This is a genomic window from Actinophytocola sp., assembly GCF_035634895.1.
GTDB lineage: Bacteria > Actinomycetota > Actinomycetes > Mycobacteriales > Pseudonocardiaceae > Actinophytocola.
Window position 1 is genome coordinate 21,533 of record NZ_DASQCC010000103.1, and the last position, 14,817, is coordinate 36,349.

At 73.0% G+C, this 14,817-nt stretch carries 16 protein-coding genes; 7 read left to right on the top strand and 9 right to left on the bottom strand.

The genetic code is table 11. From position 1 onward, the window contains the following. Positions 1–93: 93 nt before the first annotated feature. From VET29_RS14415 to VET29_RS14435, 5 genes are read left to right on the top strand one after another with little or no spacing between them, the layout of a single operon-like run. Positions 94–1,290 carry an MFS transporter gene (locus tag VET29_RS14415; protein WP_324920111.1) on the top strand — a complete coding sequence of 399 codons (1,197 nt, stop codon included), beginning with the start codon at positions 94–96 and terminating at the stop codon, positions 1,288–1,290. A gap of 54 nt (positions 1,291–1,344) precedes the next feature. Beyond that, positions 1,345–2,253, top strand: coding sequence for an SDR family oxidoreductase (locus tag VET29_RS14420; RefSeq protein WP_324920112.1), 909 nt, complete (start codon positions 1,345–1,347; stop codon positions 2,251–2,253). Beyond that, positions 2,250–3,695, top strand: a complete 1,446-nt coding sequence (locus VET29_RS14425) for a trehalose-6-phosphate synthase (protein ID WP_324920114.1) — start codon at positions 2,250–2,252, stop codon at positions 3,693–3,695. The genes VET29_RS14420 and VET29_RS14425 overlap by 4 nt, the downstream gene beginning before the upstream one ends. Then, on the top strand, positions 3,688–4,953 hold the full coding sequence (locus VET29_RS14430; protein WP_324920116.1) for an aspartate aminotransferase family protein: 1,266 nt from the start codon (positions 3,688–3,690) through the stop codon (positions 4,951–4,953). Before VET29_RS14425 ends, VET29_RS14430 begins: the two co-directional genes overlap by 8 nt. Then, positions 4,950–5,945 carry an alcohol dehydrogenase catalytic domain-containing protein gene (locus VET29_RS14435; RefSeq protein ID WP_324920118.1) on the top strand — a complete coding sequence of 332 codons (996 nt, stop codon included), beginning with the start codon at positions 4,950–4,952 and terminating at the stop codon, positions 5,943–5,945. Before VET29_RS14430 ends, VET29_RS14435 begins: the two co-directional genes overlap by 4 nt. A 4-nt stretch (positions 5,946–5,949) precedes the next feature. Here VET29_RS14435 and VET29_RS14440 read toward each other — a convergent pair whose 3' ends face one another. The 5 genes from VET29_RS14440 to VET29_RS14460 all read right to left on the bottom strand — a co-directional run bounded on the left by VET29_RS14440 (position 5,950) and on the right by VET29_RS14460 (position 10,116). Continuing rightward, positions 5,950–6,636, bottom strand: a complete 687-nt coding sequence (locus VET29_RS14440; RefSeq protein ID WP_324920120.1) for an HAD family hydrolase — start codon at positions 6,634–6,636, stop codon at positions 5,950–5,952. Positions 6,637–6,717: 81 nt separating this feature from the next. Continuing rightward, a complete protein-coding gene (locus tag VET29_RS14445) occupies positions 6,718–7,899 on the bottom strand; it encodes an ABC transporter permease (protein ID WP_324920122.1) in 1,182 nt (393 codons plus the stop codon). Then, positions 7,896–8,570 (bottom strand): ABC transporter ATP-binding protein, encoded by a 675-nt coding sequence (locus VET29_RS14450; protein ID WP_414636500.1) that lies wholly within the window; start codon positions 8,568–8,570, stop codon positions 7,896–7,898. The genes VET29_RS14445 and VET29_RS14450 overlap by 4 nt, the downstream gene beginning before the upstream one ends. Next, positions 8,567–9,634 carry a peptidoglycan-binding protein gene (locus tag VET29_RS14455; RefSeq protein WP_324920124.1) on the bottom strand — a complete coding sequence of 356 codons (1,068 nt, stop codon included), beginning with the start codon at positions 9,632–9,634 and terminating at the stop codon, positions 8,567–8,569. Before VET29_RS14455 ends, VET29_RS14450 begins: the two co-directional genes overlap by 4 nt. Further along, positions 9,634–10,116 carry a hypothetical protein gene (locus VET29_RS14460; protein ID WP_324920126.1) on the bottom strand — a complete coding sequence of 161 codons (483 nt, stop codon included), beginning with the start codon at positions 10,114–10,116 and terminating at the stop codon, positions 9,634–9,636. The genes VET29_RS14455 and VET29_RS14460 overlap by 1 nt, the downstream gene beginning before the upstream one ends. A gap of 88 nt (positions 10,117–10,204) precedes the next feature. On the opposite strand from VET29_RS14460, the gene VET29_RS14465 reads away from it, so the two are divergent. After that, the gene (locus VET29_RS14465) at positions 10,205–10,864 is read left to right on the top strand and encodes a response regulator transcription factor (protein ID WP_324920128.1); all 660 of its coding nucleotides are present in this window, start codon (positions 10,205–10,207) and stop codon (positions 10,862–10,864) included. 1 nt (position 10,865) lies between these two features. Then, positions 10,866–11,990 carry a HAMP domain-containing sensor histidine kinase gene (locus VET29_RS14470; protein WP_324920130.1) on the top strand — a complete coding sequence of 375 codons (1,125 nt, stop codon included), beginning with the start codon at positions 10,866–10,868 and terminating at the stop codon, positions 11,988–11,990. Positions 11,991–12,038: 48 nt separating this feature from the next. Here the strand turns inward: VET29_RS14470 and VET29_RS14475 are convergent, their stop codons facing one another. The 4 genes from VET29_RS14475 to VET29_RS14490 form a co-directional block, all read right to left on the bottom strand. After that, positions 12,039–12,587: an SDR family oxidoreductase gene (locus VET29_RS14475; RefSeq protein ID WP_324920132.1), complete on the bottom strand. Its 549-nt coding sequence runs from the start codon at positions 12,585–12,587 to the stop codon at positions 12,039–12,041. After that, on the bottom strand, positions 12,584–12,772 hold the full coding sequence (locus VET29_RS14480) for an SDR family NAD(P)-dependent oxidoreductase (protein ID WP_324920135.1): 189 nt from the start codon (positions 12,770–12,772) through the stop codon (positions 12,584–12,586). Before VET29_RS14480 ends, VET29_RS14475 begins: the two co-directional genes overlap by 4 nt. Then, the gene (locus tag VET29_RS14485) at positions 12,769–13,617 is read right to left on the bottom strand and encodes an oxidoreductase (RefSeq protein ID WP_324920137.1); all 849 of its coding nucleotides are present in this window, start codon (positions 13,615–13,617) and stop codon (positions 12,769–12,771) included. Before VET29_RS14485 ends, VET29_RS14480 begins: the two co-directional genes overlap by 4 nt. 244 nt (positions 13,618–13,861) lie before the next feature. Continuing rightward, positions 13,862–14,749, bottom strand: coding sequence for an aldo/keto reductase (locus tag VET29_RS14490; protein ID WP_324920139.1), 888 nt, complete (start codon positions 14,747–14,749; stop codon positions 13,862–13,864). Between the last annotated feature and the right edge of the window lie 68 nt (positions 14,750–14,817).

Here is a 14,817-nt window from a genome sequence, read left to right on the forward strand (position 1 = left end):
GAAGCCACCCTGCCGGGGAATCGGGCAAAGGTGGCTATCGTGTGTGCGACCACGGTCACGCACCGTGCCAGGAACGCGGGACACGGAGGTCACGTGCGCGGACGCACCGGTGGGGTACTGGGACTGCTGGCGGTGGCGACGAGCTGGGGGTTGTTCTGGGGCGGGTGGGCCGCGCTCATCCCCGATCTCCAGGCCGCGCTCGGGCTGGACACCAGAGGGCTCGGCCTGTCGCTGTTCGCCGTGCCGGTCGCCGCGGTGCCCGCCATGGTGTTCACCGGCCGGCTGGCGGACCGCTTCGCGCAGCACACCCTGCCCGCGGCGACGGCCGTGTTCGCGGCGGGCATCACCCTGACGGCGTTCGCCGGGTCGGTGCCGGTGTTCGTCGTCGCGCTGCTGCTCGTCGGCGCGGGCAGCGGCGCGATCGAGGTGGCGCTCAACGCGACCACCGCCGCGCACGAGGCGCGGGACGGTGTGCGGCTGTTCAACAAGGTGCACGCGGCGACCCCGCTGGCCATGGTGCTCGCGGGGCCCGCGGCGGGGCTCGCCAGGCAGCTGGACGTGAGCAGGCAGGCGGTGCTGCTCGTGGTCGCGGCACTAGTGCTGGTCAGCGCCGCGCTGGCGGTGGACCCGCGCGGTTGGCGCGGCGCGGGCGCTCCGGGTGAGCCGACCGCCGTGGCCGTGGACTCCTCGCCGCGGTGGCTGCGCCCGCTGCTGCTGGTGGGCGGGGTGGCCGCGATGGTGCTGCTGATGGAGAACGCGGTGGAGCAGTGGGGCGCGCTGCACCTGCGCCAACAGCTCGGCGCGGGACCGCTGCTCGGCAGCGCGGGACCCGCCGCGTACATGGCCGGCCTGTCCGCGGGCCGGATGCTCGCGCAGTGGAAGGGCGAGCTGTTCGGGGAGCCGGCGCTGGTGCGGGTCGGCGCGGTCCTCGGCGGCTGCGGTCTGGCCGTCGCCGCGTTCGCGGGCCTGCCCGCCGTGGCACTCGCCGGCTTCGCGCTCGCCGGGATCGGGCTCGCGCCGGTGGTGCCCACGCTGCTCGCGGCCGTGGGCAGGGCGGTGGACCCACGGCGCAGGTCGACCGCCATCTCGGTGGTCACCACGACCGCGTACGCCGGTTTCCTCGCGAGCCCCCCGCTGGTCGGGTTGCTGGCCGCGGCGATCGGGCTGCCACCCGCGCTCGGCGTGGTGGCGGGCCTCGCGCTGGCCGTGGTGGCCGGCGCCCATGCCCTCCGCCTGCTGCCGCAGCCAGATCGTCACTCTGCAGAGGTGACACCTCCTACGCTATCGTGACTCTGGTGGCGTGATCAGCTACGGATCGTCACCAGGCTGCGCTGGGGAGGCTCGGTGGGCGATCACCTTCGGGTGCTGGTGGTTGGTGCGGGTTACCTCGCCTCGCATGTCGCCCACCGGTTGCGTGCGTCGGGACACCGGCCGACCCTGAGCTCACGCCGCCGGCCGGACACTCCGCGGGCCGCCGACCTGCCGTGGTCGCCGGTCGACGTCGGCGATCCGGCACGGGTGTGCGCGCTGGTCGACGAGGTCCGGCCGGACGTCGCCGTCGTGGTCCACGGCCCGTCGGACATCACCTGGTGCGAGGAGCACCCGGACCAGGCCACCGGGGCACACGCGGGGGGCGCCGCCCACCTCGCCACCGCACTGGGCGGCAGGCGGGTGCTGCTGATCTCGACCGACAACGTCTTCCCCGGGCACAAGGACAGCCACGCCGAGTCGGAGCCACCCGCGCCGGCCAACGCCTACGGCCGCGCCAAGCTGGCCGCCGAGCACGAGTTCCTGGCGTCGAGCACAGCACTGGCGCTGCGGGTGAGCCTGGTCTACGGCTGGGACCCCGCCGGGCTGCGCCCCAACTTCTTCACCACGTGCGTGCAACGCATGCGTGCCGGCAAGCCGGTGCCGGTGCCGGACGACCACTGGAACAGCCCGGTCCTCGTCGACGACGTGGCCGCCTGGACGGCGGCGCTGCTGGGCACCGGCCACACCGGCGTGCTGCACCTCGGCGGCCCCCGCAGGCTCAGCCGGCTGGCGTGGGCCCGGCACCTGGCCGAGGCGTGTGGCGCCGACGGGGGCCTGATCCGGCCCGTACCGAGGACCGAGAGCGCCTACGCCTGCCGCCCACGCAACGCCTGCCTGCACAGCGAACGGGCCGCTGGCCTCGCCGAGCTCGCCGGCCTCGACCCCGTCGACGTCCTGTCCGCCAGCAGCCGCCTGATCGCCTCCGGAGGAACCTCCCCGTGACCGACCGCCACCTGTTCCTGGCCAGCAAGCGCGCCGCGGTGAGCTTCGCGCCCGACCCCGACACCGGGCGGCTACGCCCGTGGCTCGCACCCGGCGGCACCGGCAACGTGGTGGCCGACCAGGCCGGCATGCTCGGCGTGTCCTGGATCGCCAGCGCGGACACCGAGGAGGACCGGCGGGCCGCCGCCGAGCACCCGGACGGGCTCGAGGTCCGGTTGCCGTCCGGGCGGGACATCACCATCCGGCTGCTGTGCCACGACCGGGAGACCTTCACCGAGGTGCAGAACCACCTCACCGCGGAGTTGTTGTGGGCGGCCAACAACTACGGCTGGGACCGGTGGACCACACCCACCTTCGACGAGCGGACCCGCACGGCGATGGACCACTTCGCCGCGTTCACCGAGGACTTCGCCGGCGCGCTGCTGGACTCCTCCGCCGACGTGGCCGACCCCGTGTACCTGGTGCACGACTACCAGCTCGTCGGCGTGCCCGCGTTGTTGCGACGGCAGCGCCCGGACGCGCCGGTTTTGTTGTTCGTGCACATCCCGTGGCCGTCCGCGGACTACTGGCGGATCCTGCCGCGGCCCATGCGTACGGCGCTGGTCGAGAGCATGCTGCCGGCCACCACGATCGGGTTCTTCGCGTGGCGGTGGGTGCGCAACTTCCTCGACTGCGTGGCCGACCTGGTGCCCGACGCCGTGGTCGACCGGGACGGCGGTGTCGTGGTCTGGCGTGGCCACCGGTGCCGGGTGCGGTCCATGCCGCTCGGCTACAGCCCGCTCGCCCTTCAGGGGCGCGCACCCCGGTTGCCCGACGGCGTCGGGGAGTGGGCGGGCGAGGACCCGCTGGTCGTCCACAGTGGACGAACGGATCCGATGAAGAACGCGGTCCGGGCGGTGCACGCGTTCGTCATGGCGGTGCGCGCGGACGAACGGCTCGCGTCGGCGAAGCTGCTGGTGCGGATGAACCCCAACCGGCTCTACGTGGAGGCCAACGCCGACTACCGGCGACGGGTGGAGGACGCGGTGGCGCAGGCCAACCGTGACCTCGGCGGCGACCGGGTGCGCGCGCACTGCGACAACGAGGTGGACCACACCATCGCCTGCTTCCAGCGCGCCGACCTGCTCGTCTTCAACTCCACGGTCGACGGTCAGAACCTGAGCACGTTCGAGGCCCCGCTGGTCAACACCCGGGACGCCGACGTGGTGCTGTCGGAGATGTGCGGCGCCGCGGAGGTCCTCGCGCCCGTGTGCCGCACGGTGAACCCGTTCGACCTCGTCGAGCAGGCCGAGGCGATCCGCGCGGGCCTCACCGCACCGGCCGAGCAACGCGCGGAGGCCGCGAAGCGGCGGCGCGAGGCGGCCGCCCCGTGGACGCTGGAGGAATGGGTGCGGGCCCAGCTCGACGGGCTCATGCGCGACCACGAGGACAGCCGTGGCTGACCCACCCGCCCCGCAGGATGTCGCGCAGTACCAGCTCGGCGACGCGATGCTGGTCGGCGGGTCGGGCGTGCGCGCGTGGGACAGCGCGGGCCGCGAGTACCTGGACTGCGTGTCCGGCACCTTCAACCTGTTGCTCGGGCACAACCATCCCGAGGTGATGGCAGCGGTCCGGGAGCAGACCGAGCGGCTGGTGTTCGCGAGCTCCTCGTTCCAGACCGAGCCGACCAACGAGGTGATGCGGGAGCTGGTCAGGATCTCCCCCGAGAACCTGACCAGGGTGAACCTGCGCAGCTCCGGCGGCTCGACGGCCAACGAGGGCGCGATCAAGATCGCCCAGCACCACACGGGGAAGCGGGACGTGATCGTCCCGTTCCGCGGGCAGGTCGGCCAGACGCTGGCCGCGGCGAGCCTGTCCGGCAGCAGCCGCATGCGGGCGCCGTTCCCGTACCGGTTCCCGGGTTCGGTGCACGTGCCGGAGCCGTACTGCTACCGGTGCTTCTACCGCCAGCGGCCGGAGACCTGCGGGTTCTGGTGCGTGGCACGCATCGAGGACTTCATCGACTACGCCAGCTCCGGCAGCGTGGCGTGCCTGATCATCGAGCCGGTGAGTGGCGTGGGCGGCAACGTGATCCCGCCGCCCGGCTACCTGGCCGAGCTGAAGGCGTTCTGCGAGGAACGGGACATCCTGCTGATCTTCGACGAGATCCAGACCGCGTTCGGGCGCACCGGGCAGATGTTCGCCGCGGACACGTTCGGCGTGTCCCCGCACATCATGACCGTCTCGAAAGGACTGACCGGCAGTGGGCTGCCGCTCGCCGCGATCCTCACCGAGGAACGCATGAGCGGGTGGGACCGCTCGCTGCACGGGTTCACCTACGGCGGGCACACGCTCTCCGCGGCGGCGGCGGTGAAGACGCTGGAGATCGTGGGGCGGCCGGGTTTTCTCGAGAACGTGCGGGCGAGCGGCGCGGTGCTGCTCGACCGGCTGCTGGCGTTGCGGGCCGATCACCCGGTCGTCGGGGACGTCCGCGGCCTCGGTCTCATGCTCGGGGTGGAGCTGGTCACCCCGGACGGCGGGAAGGGCGTGGCCGCGGCGCACGCGCTCAACAGGGAGCTCCACCGCCAGGGCGTGCTCACCCGCGTGTCGGAGCACGGGTTGGGCAACGTGATCGAGCTCCGCCCGCCGCTGGTGCTCAGCCCGGCCGACGCGCACCTGGTCGCCGACCGGTTCGGGACCGCGCTGGACGAGCTGCCGTGAGGGTGGAGCTCGGGCCGGACGGTCCCGTGCTCGTGCCCGCGCCGGCCGAGCGCCCGCCGGACGGTCCCGCCGTGCTGGTGCGCGTCGAGCTGGCCGGGCTGTGCCGGTCGGACCTCAAGGAGGTCGCGGGCGCCCGGCACGGCGCGAGCCAGTTCGGTCACGAGATCGTCGGTGTGGTCGCGGAGTCCGACGTGCCGTCGCTCCCGCCGGGGCGCCGGGTCGGCCTGGACCCCAACGTGCCCGCGGTGCGCCGCGGCTCCGGCTTCGCGACCGCGATGTGGGTGGCCGGGCCGGCCGAGCGGCTGCCCGCGGCACTGCCCACGCTGCCGGACGGCCTGCCCGCGCGGCGACTGGTGTTCGCCGAGCCGGTCGCCTGTGTGTGGCACTGCCTTTCCGCGCTGACCACCCACCTCGGCAGGCCGCTGCGGGACCTGCGGCTCGCGGTGCTCGGCGCGGGCACCGCCGGGGTGCTGACCGCGGGGCTGGCCCTCGCGCAGGGCGCGTCGGTGCTCCTCGGCAACCGCGGCGAGGACCGGACCGCGTTCCTGCGTGAGCGACGGATGCTGGACGCGCCCGTCGGGCCGATCGCGGAGCTGCCGTCGGACGGCGTGGACGCGGCGGTGATCACCACCAGCTTCGTCCGGCCCGCGGTGCTGGCCGACGCGCTGCGCGTGGTGGTGCCCGGCGGGCTCGTGCTGCTCTACGGCGGCACCAAGCCCGGCGACGTGCTCGACGGTCTCGGCTGCGACCTGGACACCGTGCGGCGCACCGAAACGGCCGTGTCCGCGCGGTGGCGGGGCAAGCCGGTGGTGGTCGGCGGCAGCTACGGCACGGTGCCGGCGGACTTCGTCGCCGCGGTGGACGTGCTGGCCGCCGCGGTGCTGCCGGTGGAACGGATGATCACCTGCGAGGTGTCGCTGGCCGAGCTGCCCGGGGTGCTGCGTGAGCAGGCGTCCGGGCGGGTGCTGGGCAAGACGCTGGTCGTGCCGTAACGGGTCAGCCGCCCGCGATGGCGAGCACCGCGGCCAGCCCACGGGGCTCGTCCGCGACACGGTGGTCGGGCAGCAGGTACACCGGCAATCCGACGGCGGCCGCCCCGCCGTCGGTGGCCGGATCGTCGCCGACGAACAGCGTGCGGCCGGCCGGCACCCCCAGGTCCGCGCACGCCGCCTCGAACATCGCCGGCTCCGGTTTGACGAGGCCTTTTTCGCAGGACAGCGTGAAGCCGCCGACCAGGTCGGCGACCCCCAGCGCGGCGAACGCGGGCCGGATGTCCCAGCCGATGTTGCTCACCACCCCGAACGGGATCCCGGCCCGGTGCGCTGCGGTGAGCACCGGGGCGGTGTCGGGGTAGGGCCGCCAGCACAGTGGGTCGGACAGGCACGCGTACACCGCGTCGGCGAGCGTCCCGGGTTCCTGGCCGGGCAGGAACCCGGTGGCCGCCGCGGTGAGCAGCTCCGTCCACACGGCGCGGTGCCGCGCGGCCGACCGGTCGCACCCGTCGCGGCGTGCCCGCCCTTCGGGTGAGTCGACCGTCGCGAGCGACACCTCGATGAGCCGCGCGGCCTGTTCGTGGTCCAACGCGACCCCCCGCACCCGCGCGGCGGCCCGCAGCCCGGTGACGGTCAACACCGCGGCATCGTCGAACAGCGTCCCGGCGAAGTCGAACAGGATGGCGTCCACGTGTTTTGCCACTGTTGTTGCCGCTGTTGTCGCCGCTGTGATTCCCACTGTTTTTCCCACTGTGCACACGCTACCGCGCCGTCACGAGTTCAGTGCCGCCGTCGGCGGGGTCCTGGCGGCCCGGACCGCGGGGTACAGCCCGGCCGCCGCGCCGATCACGAGCGTCGCCGCGACGGCGATCGCGAGCGACTCCGCCGGGAGGGCGAAGGGCCAGCGGTTGGTCAGGGCCATGGCTGCGGTCACGGCCGCGCCGAGGCCGCAGCCGAAGACACCACCCAGCGCCGAGAGCAGGAGAGCCTCGGTGAGGAACTGCGTGCGGATGTGCCCGCGAGTCGCGCCGAGCGAGCGGCGTAGGCCGATCTCGCGACGGCGTTCCAACACGGAGATGATCATCGTGTTCGCGACGCCGATGCCGCCGACGAGCAGGGCGACCGAGCCCAGCCCGACGAGAAGACCGGTGAAGGCCTGGTTGGCGGCGTTCTTCGCGGCGAGTGCGTCGGACGGCCGGGACACCTCGACCCCGCTGGGGGCCTGCGGTGCGATGGTCGGGCCCAGAAGCGACCGGACTCGTTCGACGGCCTCGTCGGCCGAGCGTTCGTAGACGGTGGTCGGGCTGCCGTCGAAGGCGAACAGCCGCGTCGCCACGGGTTCTCCGATGAGGGCGGCGCGGTCGAGCTCCGGCGCGAGCGACACCGGGTCGAGGATGCCGACGACGGTGAAGTTGTTGCCACCCAACCAGATCTGGGTGCCCGGGGTGACGACGCCGAGGCGGTCCGCGGCGGCGCTGCCGAGGACGACGGCGGGGAAGGCCGATGTCGCCGGGTTGAGCCACGTGCCCGTGCGCACGTGACCGGAGACGACGTCGAGGAGGGACCGGTCCGCGACCATGGGGACGAGCCCGCCGGTCGCGGCGGGGTCCGAGAGCCGGCTGCGGTAGACCGACACAGGCAGCGTCGCGGTGCTGCTGGCCCGTTCGACGCCCTCGACCATGCCGACCTTGCCGACGGTGTCCGGGGGCAGGGTGGTCTGCTTACCGGTGAAGTCGGTGCCGGCGGTCGCTCGCAGCAGGTTCGTGCCGAGTCTCGCCAGCTCGTCGTTCAGGCGGGCCTGGCTGGAGGACGAGATGCCGACGACGGCGATCATCGCGGCGATGCCGATTGCGATGCCCAGGGCGGAGAGGACCGCGCGCGTCGGGCGGGTACGCAGGCCGGTCGTGCCGATCCGCAGGACGTCGCGGTTGAGTAGCCGGGAAGGTGCGGTCACGACTCCCCCGAGGAGTCGCTGACCACCCGGCCGTCACGCAGGGCGATCCGGCGTGGCAGCCGCTCGGCGAGCCCGGTGTCGTGGGTGATGACGACGACGGTCGTGCCCTGCCGGTTGAGGTCGTCGAGCAGCTCGACGATCGCGGTCCCCGACGCCGTGTCGAGGTTGCCCGTCGGCTCGTCCGCGAGGAGCAGCGGCGGGTCGCCGACGACGGCGCGGGCGATCGCGACCCGCTGGCGTTCGCCGCCCGAGAGCTGGTTCGGTCGGTGGTCGAGCCGGTGGGCGAGGCCGACGCGGTCGAGCGCGCCCTTCGCCGCGAGCCGTCGGCGGGCCCGGGGGACGCCGGTGTAGAGCAGCCCGTCCGCCACGTTGTCGACCGCGGACACGCCGTCGGCGAGGTGGAACTGCTGGAACACGAACCCGATCCGGTGTGCCCGCAGCGCCGACAGCGCCCGGTCGTCGAGGCCGCTGACGTCGAGGCCGTCGACGCGGGCGACGCCCGCGGTCGGGCGGTCGAGCGTGCCGATGATGTTCAGCAGGGAGGACTTGCCGGAGCCGCTCGGCCCGACGATCGCGACGAACTCCCCCGGCGTGATCGTGAGTGAGATGCCGGCGCAGGCGAGCACGGGCGGGGCGCCGTAGGCGCGCTGGACGTCGGAGAGGGAGATCACCGCGGCACCACCACTCGCTGGCCTTCCTCGACGTCCGCGCCGGCGATCTCCACCCGTCCCCCGGCGAACAACCCGGTCGTCACCGGGACCGCCCGCGTCGTGCCATCCCGCTCGACGACCTCGATGCCGAACCGGTGGGCGTCGATGGCGACGAGGGCGCCGACCGGCACGGACAGCACGTTCTCGCGCCGGTCGCTCGGCACGTCGACGGTCACCGACGCCTCCTGGAACGCCGCCGCGGCAGCGGGATCGTCGAGGACGATGACGATGGGAATGACCGTCTCCTTCTGGCCGCTCGGGCTGTCGGTCTCGGTCGGGGTGCCGACCGACGAGATCGTCCCGGCGGTCTCCGTCCCGCCGGGCAGGCGCAGGCCGACCAACCTGCCGACGACCGCGAGCTGCTGGTCGGCGAGCTTGAGACTCACGTCCACGACCTGCGTGGTGCTGGTCGTGTCGAACAGCGCCGTGCCGGGCCCGACCTGGTCGCCCACGTGTGCGGTGACGGTGCCGACCCGCAGGTCCCCGCCGGTGAAGACGACCGAGCCGAGCGGCAGGCGACCGGTGCGTTCGAGGCCGACCGCCTTCTGCCACCTCCTGACCGCGTCCGCGGTCGCGGAGGAGAACCGCTGGTCGGGCTCGCCGCGGAAGAAGCCGAGAGCCCGCAGGCTCTGCTCCAGCTGCCGCACGTCGGGCCCGTCGCCCATCCCGGACGCGAGCTCCCGCCACGCGGGCATGTCGCCCCGCAGGAGGAACACGGCGACGTTGTCGACCGCGTAGAGCCGGTCGCCGAACTTCTTGACCGAGCCGGGGGGCGGGACCTCGGTGACGATCCCGCCGCGGGCGGACTGCATCGGCCGCCCGTCGGCGAACCGCAGCGTGCCGGACGCGGTGGTGCTGCCCTCGAGGTCACCGCGGACGACGGTGCCGGTGGCCCCCCGGTAGGTGCGTGCGGGGTCGCCGCCACGCTCGGCGGATCCCGTGGCGGCGCTGATGCCGACCCCCGCTCCGGCGACCACGACGACCGAGCCCGCGAGGCCGGCCAGGAGGCTGCGCCGTGACGGCATCACTTGCCGCCCGGCGCGGCGGGCCCGGAGACGCCGTTGGGCACGCACGCCTCCAGGACGTCGCTCGGCGCGTCCATCGGGATGGTGAGGGCCTCGCCGGGCTTGGGATCGGGCACGTTCAGTCCGTGCGCGCGGAAGCACTCGGCGGTCTTGACGCCCTCGGCGAGCCGCTCGTCGTCCGACTTCGGCGCCTGGCCGTCCGGTGCGGGTGGCTGGCCCAGCTTCTTCTGGCACGCGTCGGACGCCTCGGTGAACGCGGTCATGTCCTTGACGGCCGGGATCTTCACGCTGCCGTCGGCGGAGGGGTCGGGCATGTCGATGCCGTGTTCACGCATGCACCGGGCGAAGGAGAGCTGGTAGTCCTCGAACGAGTCGGCCGCCGTGGACGTGCCGGCCGAGCTCGGGGTGTCACTCGTCGAGCCGCAGGCGCCCAGCAGCGCGCCGACCAGCAGGACCGCCGCGAGCATCAGGGTGTTTCTCATGGCCGGGGAGTCGATCACCCCGGCCGTTCTCACGAGGTTCAGGAAATCGTTTACGTTTCCGGAACACCTGGTCTGGTTGGGTTCGGGCATGCGTGTCCTGATCGTCGAGGACGAGCCGTACCTCGCCGACGCCATCCACACCGGCCTGCGCCGGGAGACCATCGCCGCGGATGTCGTGCACGACGGCGAGGCGGCGCTGGAGTCGGTCACCGTCCACGACTACGACGTCGTCGTGCTCGACCGCGACCTGCCCGGCGTCCACGGCGACGAGGTCTGCGCCGTCATCGCGGCCGAGCATCCACGGGTGCGGGTGCTCATGCTCACCGCCGCCCGCACACTCGGTGACCGCGTGTCCGGCTTCGAGCTGGGCGCCGACGACTACCTGGCCAAGCCGTTCGAGTTCCCCGAGCTCGTCGCCCGCCTCCGCGCGCTCGAACGGCGCACCCAACCGGCACGCCCGCCGGTCGTGGAGTCGCACGGCGTCCGGCTCGACGCGTTCCGCCGCGAGGTCTATCGCGACGGCCGCCTCGTTCGGCTCAGTCCCAAGGAGTTCGCCGTCCTGCAGGTCCTCATGAACGCCGATGGCGGCGTGCTCAGCGCCGAAACCCTGCTCAGCAAGGCATGGGACGCGAACGTCGACCCGTTCACGAACACGCCCCGGGTGACGATCTCCAACCTCCGCAGGCGTCTCGGCGAGCCGTGGGTCATCCAGACCGTCCCCGGCGCGGGATACCGGTTCGGGAGCTGACATGCTGCACCGCCGGCTGCGGATCCGCACCAGACTGACCCTGAGCTACGCGGGTCTGGTCACCGGCTGCGGTGCCGTCCTCATCGCGATCGTCTACTTCGTCATGCGTTTCGTCCCCAGCTACCGTGCCGTCGCCGCCCTGGCCGGGCCCCGGCCGCCCATCGCCGACGCGCACCCGACCGAGGCGCTCATGATCACCAGCGCCGACGACTTCCTCCGGCTCTACCTCATCGCCTCCGGCGTCGCCCTCGGCCTGCTCGCGGCCCTCGGCGGCGCGGTCGGCTGGCTCGTCGCCGGCCGGATCATCAGGCCGCTCGCCGCCATCAACGCCGCCGCCACCCGGGCGGCCACCGGCGCCCTCGACCACCGGGTCGGCCTGGCCGGTCCCCAGGACGAGATCCGCGACCTGTCCGACACCGTCGACCGCATGCTCGCCTCCCTCGAACGGTCCTTCGCCGCCCACCGCCGCTTCGCCGCGAACGCCTCGCACGAACTACGCACCCCCCTCGCGACGACCCAGACGATGATCGACGTCGCCCTGGCGGACCCCGGCGCCGGCATCGCGGAGCTGCGCGCGCTCGCCGTACGGGTGCGGGAAGTGAACCGGGCCAACATCGAGACGGTCGACGCCCTGCTCGACCTCGCGGACGCCGGCACCGGTGAGCTCACCCACGAGCCGGTCGACCTGTCGGACATCACCGACGCCGTCCTCGGCGAGCTCGCCGACGAAGCGGCGAGCGCCGGCATCGAGCTGACGGCCCGAACCGGGGAGGCGGCCGCGAACGGCGACCCCGTCCTCATCCGCCGGGCCGTCACCAACCTCGTCCGCAACGCCATCCGGCACAACCGGTCCGGCGGCCTGGCGACCGTGCGACTCGCCATGCACGACGCGACGGCACGAGCGACGATCACGAACACCGGAGCCGTCGTTTCGCCCGACACCGTCGAGGCACTCGTCGAACCGTTCGTCCGCGGCACCGGCCGCACCCTCACCCGCGGCTACGGCCACGGACTCGGCCTCGCCATCGTCTCGGCCATCACCACCGCCCACAACGGCGCACTCACGCTCCACCCCAACCCGGACGGTGGCCTCACCGCGCACCTGGACCTCCCGCGAGCCCAGTGACAGGGCGGCGGCAGCACGCCGGGCCGGCCGAGCGGCCGGTGTGCCGTGTCAGCCTTCCTGACCGGCCGGTCGCAGGAGGATCTCGTGGATGGCGAGGCGTCGTGGCCGGGAGATGGCGAAGGCGATCACCTCGGCGATGTCCGCCGCGGTGACCACGACCTTGCTGTAGAGCGCGCCGACGCCCTGCCTGGTCTCCGCGTGGGTGATGTGGTCGGGCAGTTCGGTGGCCACGGCGCCGGGCGCGATCAGGGTCACCCGGACGTCCGGGAGCAGCTCGCGCCGCAGCGACTCGGACCAGCCGTTCAGGCCCCACTTGGTCGCGGCGTACACGCCGTTGCCGGCCCGTGCGGTGCGCCCCGCGACCGAGGAGATGTTCACGACGTCGCCGCCGCCGTCCTTCAGCTGGTCGAGGAACACCTCGGTGGTGGTGATCGCGCCGAGGAGGTTGACCTCGATCATCTGCCGGTAGTCGTCCCGCTGGTCGGAGCCGAACGGCCCGAGCAACATCACCCCGGCGTTGTTCACGAGCACATCGGCACCACCGAACTCCTGCCGCACGCGGTCGGCGGCGGCGAGCACCGCGGCGCGGTCGGTCACGTCGGCCTCGATCGCGATCGAGCCGTTGTCGAGTTCCTTGGCCAGGCCGTGATCCGGTCCGTGCGGCGCGCGAGGAGCGCGATGCGGTGACCGTCGGCGGCCAGCGCACGGGCGGTCGCCGCACCGATGCCGGACGAGGCGCCGGTGATGACCGCGACGCGTCCCTGGTTCCCTGTCCCGCTCATGACCGTGCGGTTCCGTTCGTGTCGAAGTCCGTGCTCGCGCTGACCTCTGCCCAGGCGTCGAGGTCCGCGCGCTGTTCGTCCGCGACGGACCGGAAGATGCCCAGCGCGTCCGGCCCGAGGACGAGGAGGGCGGGTGCCGTGCCGGCATCGAGCACCTCGACCAGTGCGGCGGCGGCACGCGCGGGGTCGCCGGGCTGCCTGCCGTGGACGGTGTCGTTCTCCTTGCGGCGCTTGCCGGCGGTGTCGGCGTAGTCCGCGATGGCCGCCGCGGACTGGGTGAGCGAACGGCCCGCGAAGTCGGTGCGGAACGAACCCGGCTCGACCGACATCGCGGTGATCCCGAGCGGCGCGACCTCCTTGCGCAGCGCGTTGGTCACCGCCTCCATCGCCGCCTTGGTCGCGGCGTAGTAGCCGGAACCCGGTGGACACGCCCGTGCGCCGATCGAGGAGATGTTCACTATCGTCCCGGCGCGACGCGCGCGCATGCCCGGCAGGACGGCCCTGATCATCGCGACCGCACCGAAGAGGTTCGTGTCGAACAGCCGCCGCACGTCGTCATCGTCGCCCTCCTCGACCGCGGCGCGGTACCCGTAGCCGGCGTTGTTCACCAGCACGTCGATCCGGCCGAAACGTTCCTCGGCCCGCGCCACGGCCGCGCTCACCTGCGCGGGGTCGGTCACGTCCAGCGCGACGTCCAGCGCCGTCTCGGGATGGGCGTCGACCAGGTCCCGCAGCGTGGCGGCGTCCCGCGCCGTCACGACGGCGTTGTGCCCCGCGGCAAGGACCTCCTCGGCGAGCGACCGCCCCAGGCCGGTCGAACATCCCGTGATCAGCCAGCTCGCCATCGTTCATCACGCTCCTCGTCGGGACAGGTGGTCCTGATGATCAGGTCTCGGAACGTCGCTCGGGAGGCTCGGCCACGATCCCTCCCCGCACCGACGGCGTCCCAGCGTCGCACAACCACCGCGCGGGCGCGAGACGAGCACCGGCCGGTGCTGGGCACGCGCCGAACCCGGCTGCGAGTCCACCGTGGTCACCCCGGTTCGACACGTCGCGAACACGAGGTGCCGGCGGTGGCGACAGGGGCGATCAGGCTTCGGGGACGGGCCTGCCGAAGGCCTCGAGGGTGATGGCGGTCGGCTCCGGGCCGCCGCGCGTGCCCGTGTCCAGGGCGTCGATCGCGGCGAGCTGCTCGGTGGTGAGCTCGAAGTCGAACACGTCGAAGTTCTCGGCGATACGTGCCGGCCTGGTGGACTTCGGGATCACCGAGCGGCCCTGCTGCAGGTGCCAGCGCAGCATCACCTGGGCCGGGCTCTTGTCGTGCGCCGTCGCGATCTCACCGATCACCGGGTCCTGAAGGGTGCTGGTGTGCTCGCCGTCGCGGTAGAACGTGATGCCGCCGATCGGCGACCACGCCTGGGACAGGATGCCGTGCCGTGCGCCGAACTCCTGCACCTCGCGCTGCGCGAAGTACGGGTGCACCGCGATCTGGTTCACCGCCGGCAACACCGTCGCCTTGTCGAGCAGCCCGGTGAGGTGGTCCACCATGAAGTTGCTGACGCCGACGGCCCGGACCCTGCCGTCGGCCAGCAGCGTCTCGAGCGCGCGGTAGGCGTCGAGGGTCCTGTCGAACTCCGAGGGCAGCGCCTGGTGCAGGATCAACAGGTCGAGCTGGTCCACACCGAGCTTGGCGGCACTCTTCTCGAAGCCGTGCAGCGTCTGGTCGTACCCGTAGTCACTGATCCAGATCTTGGTCTCGACGAAGACCTCGCCACGGTCCACACCGGACCTGGCGATGGCCTCGCCGACCTCGCGCTCGTTGCCGTACGCGGCGGCCGTGTCGATGTGCCGGTAGCCGACCGACAGCGCCGCCTCGACGGCGGCGCGGGTCTCCTCCGGCGGGGTCTGGAACACACCCAGACCGATGGCGGGCATCTCGACGCCGTTGTTGAGCGTCAGGTGCGGGACGGTGGACATCAGGACGTCCTCCTCGATTCGCGGAGCGGGTGAACCCGACCGGAGACCGGTGAACATCGGCCGTTGCG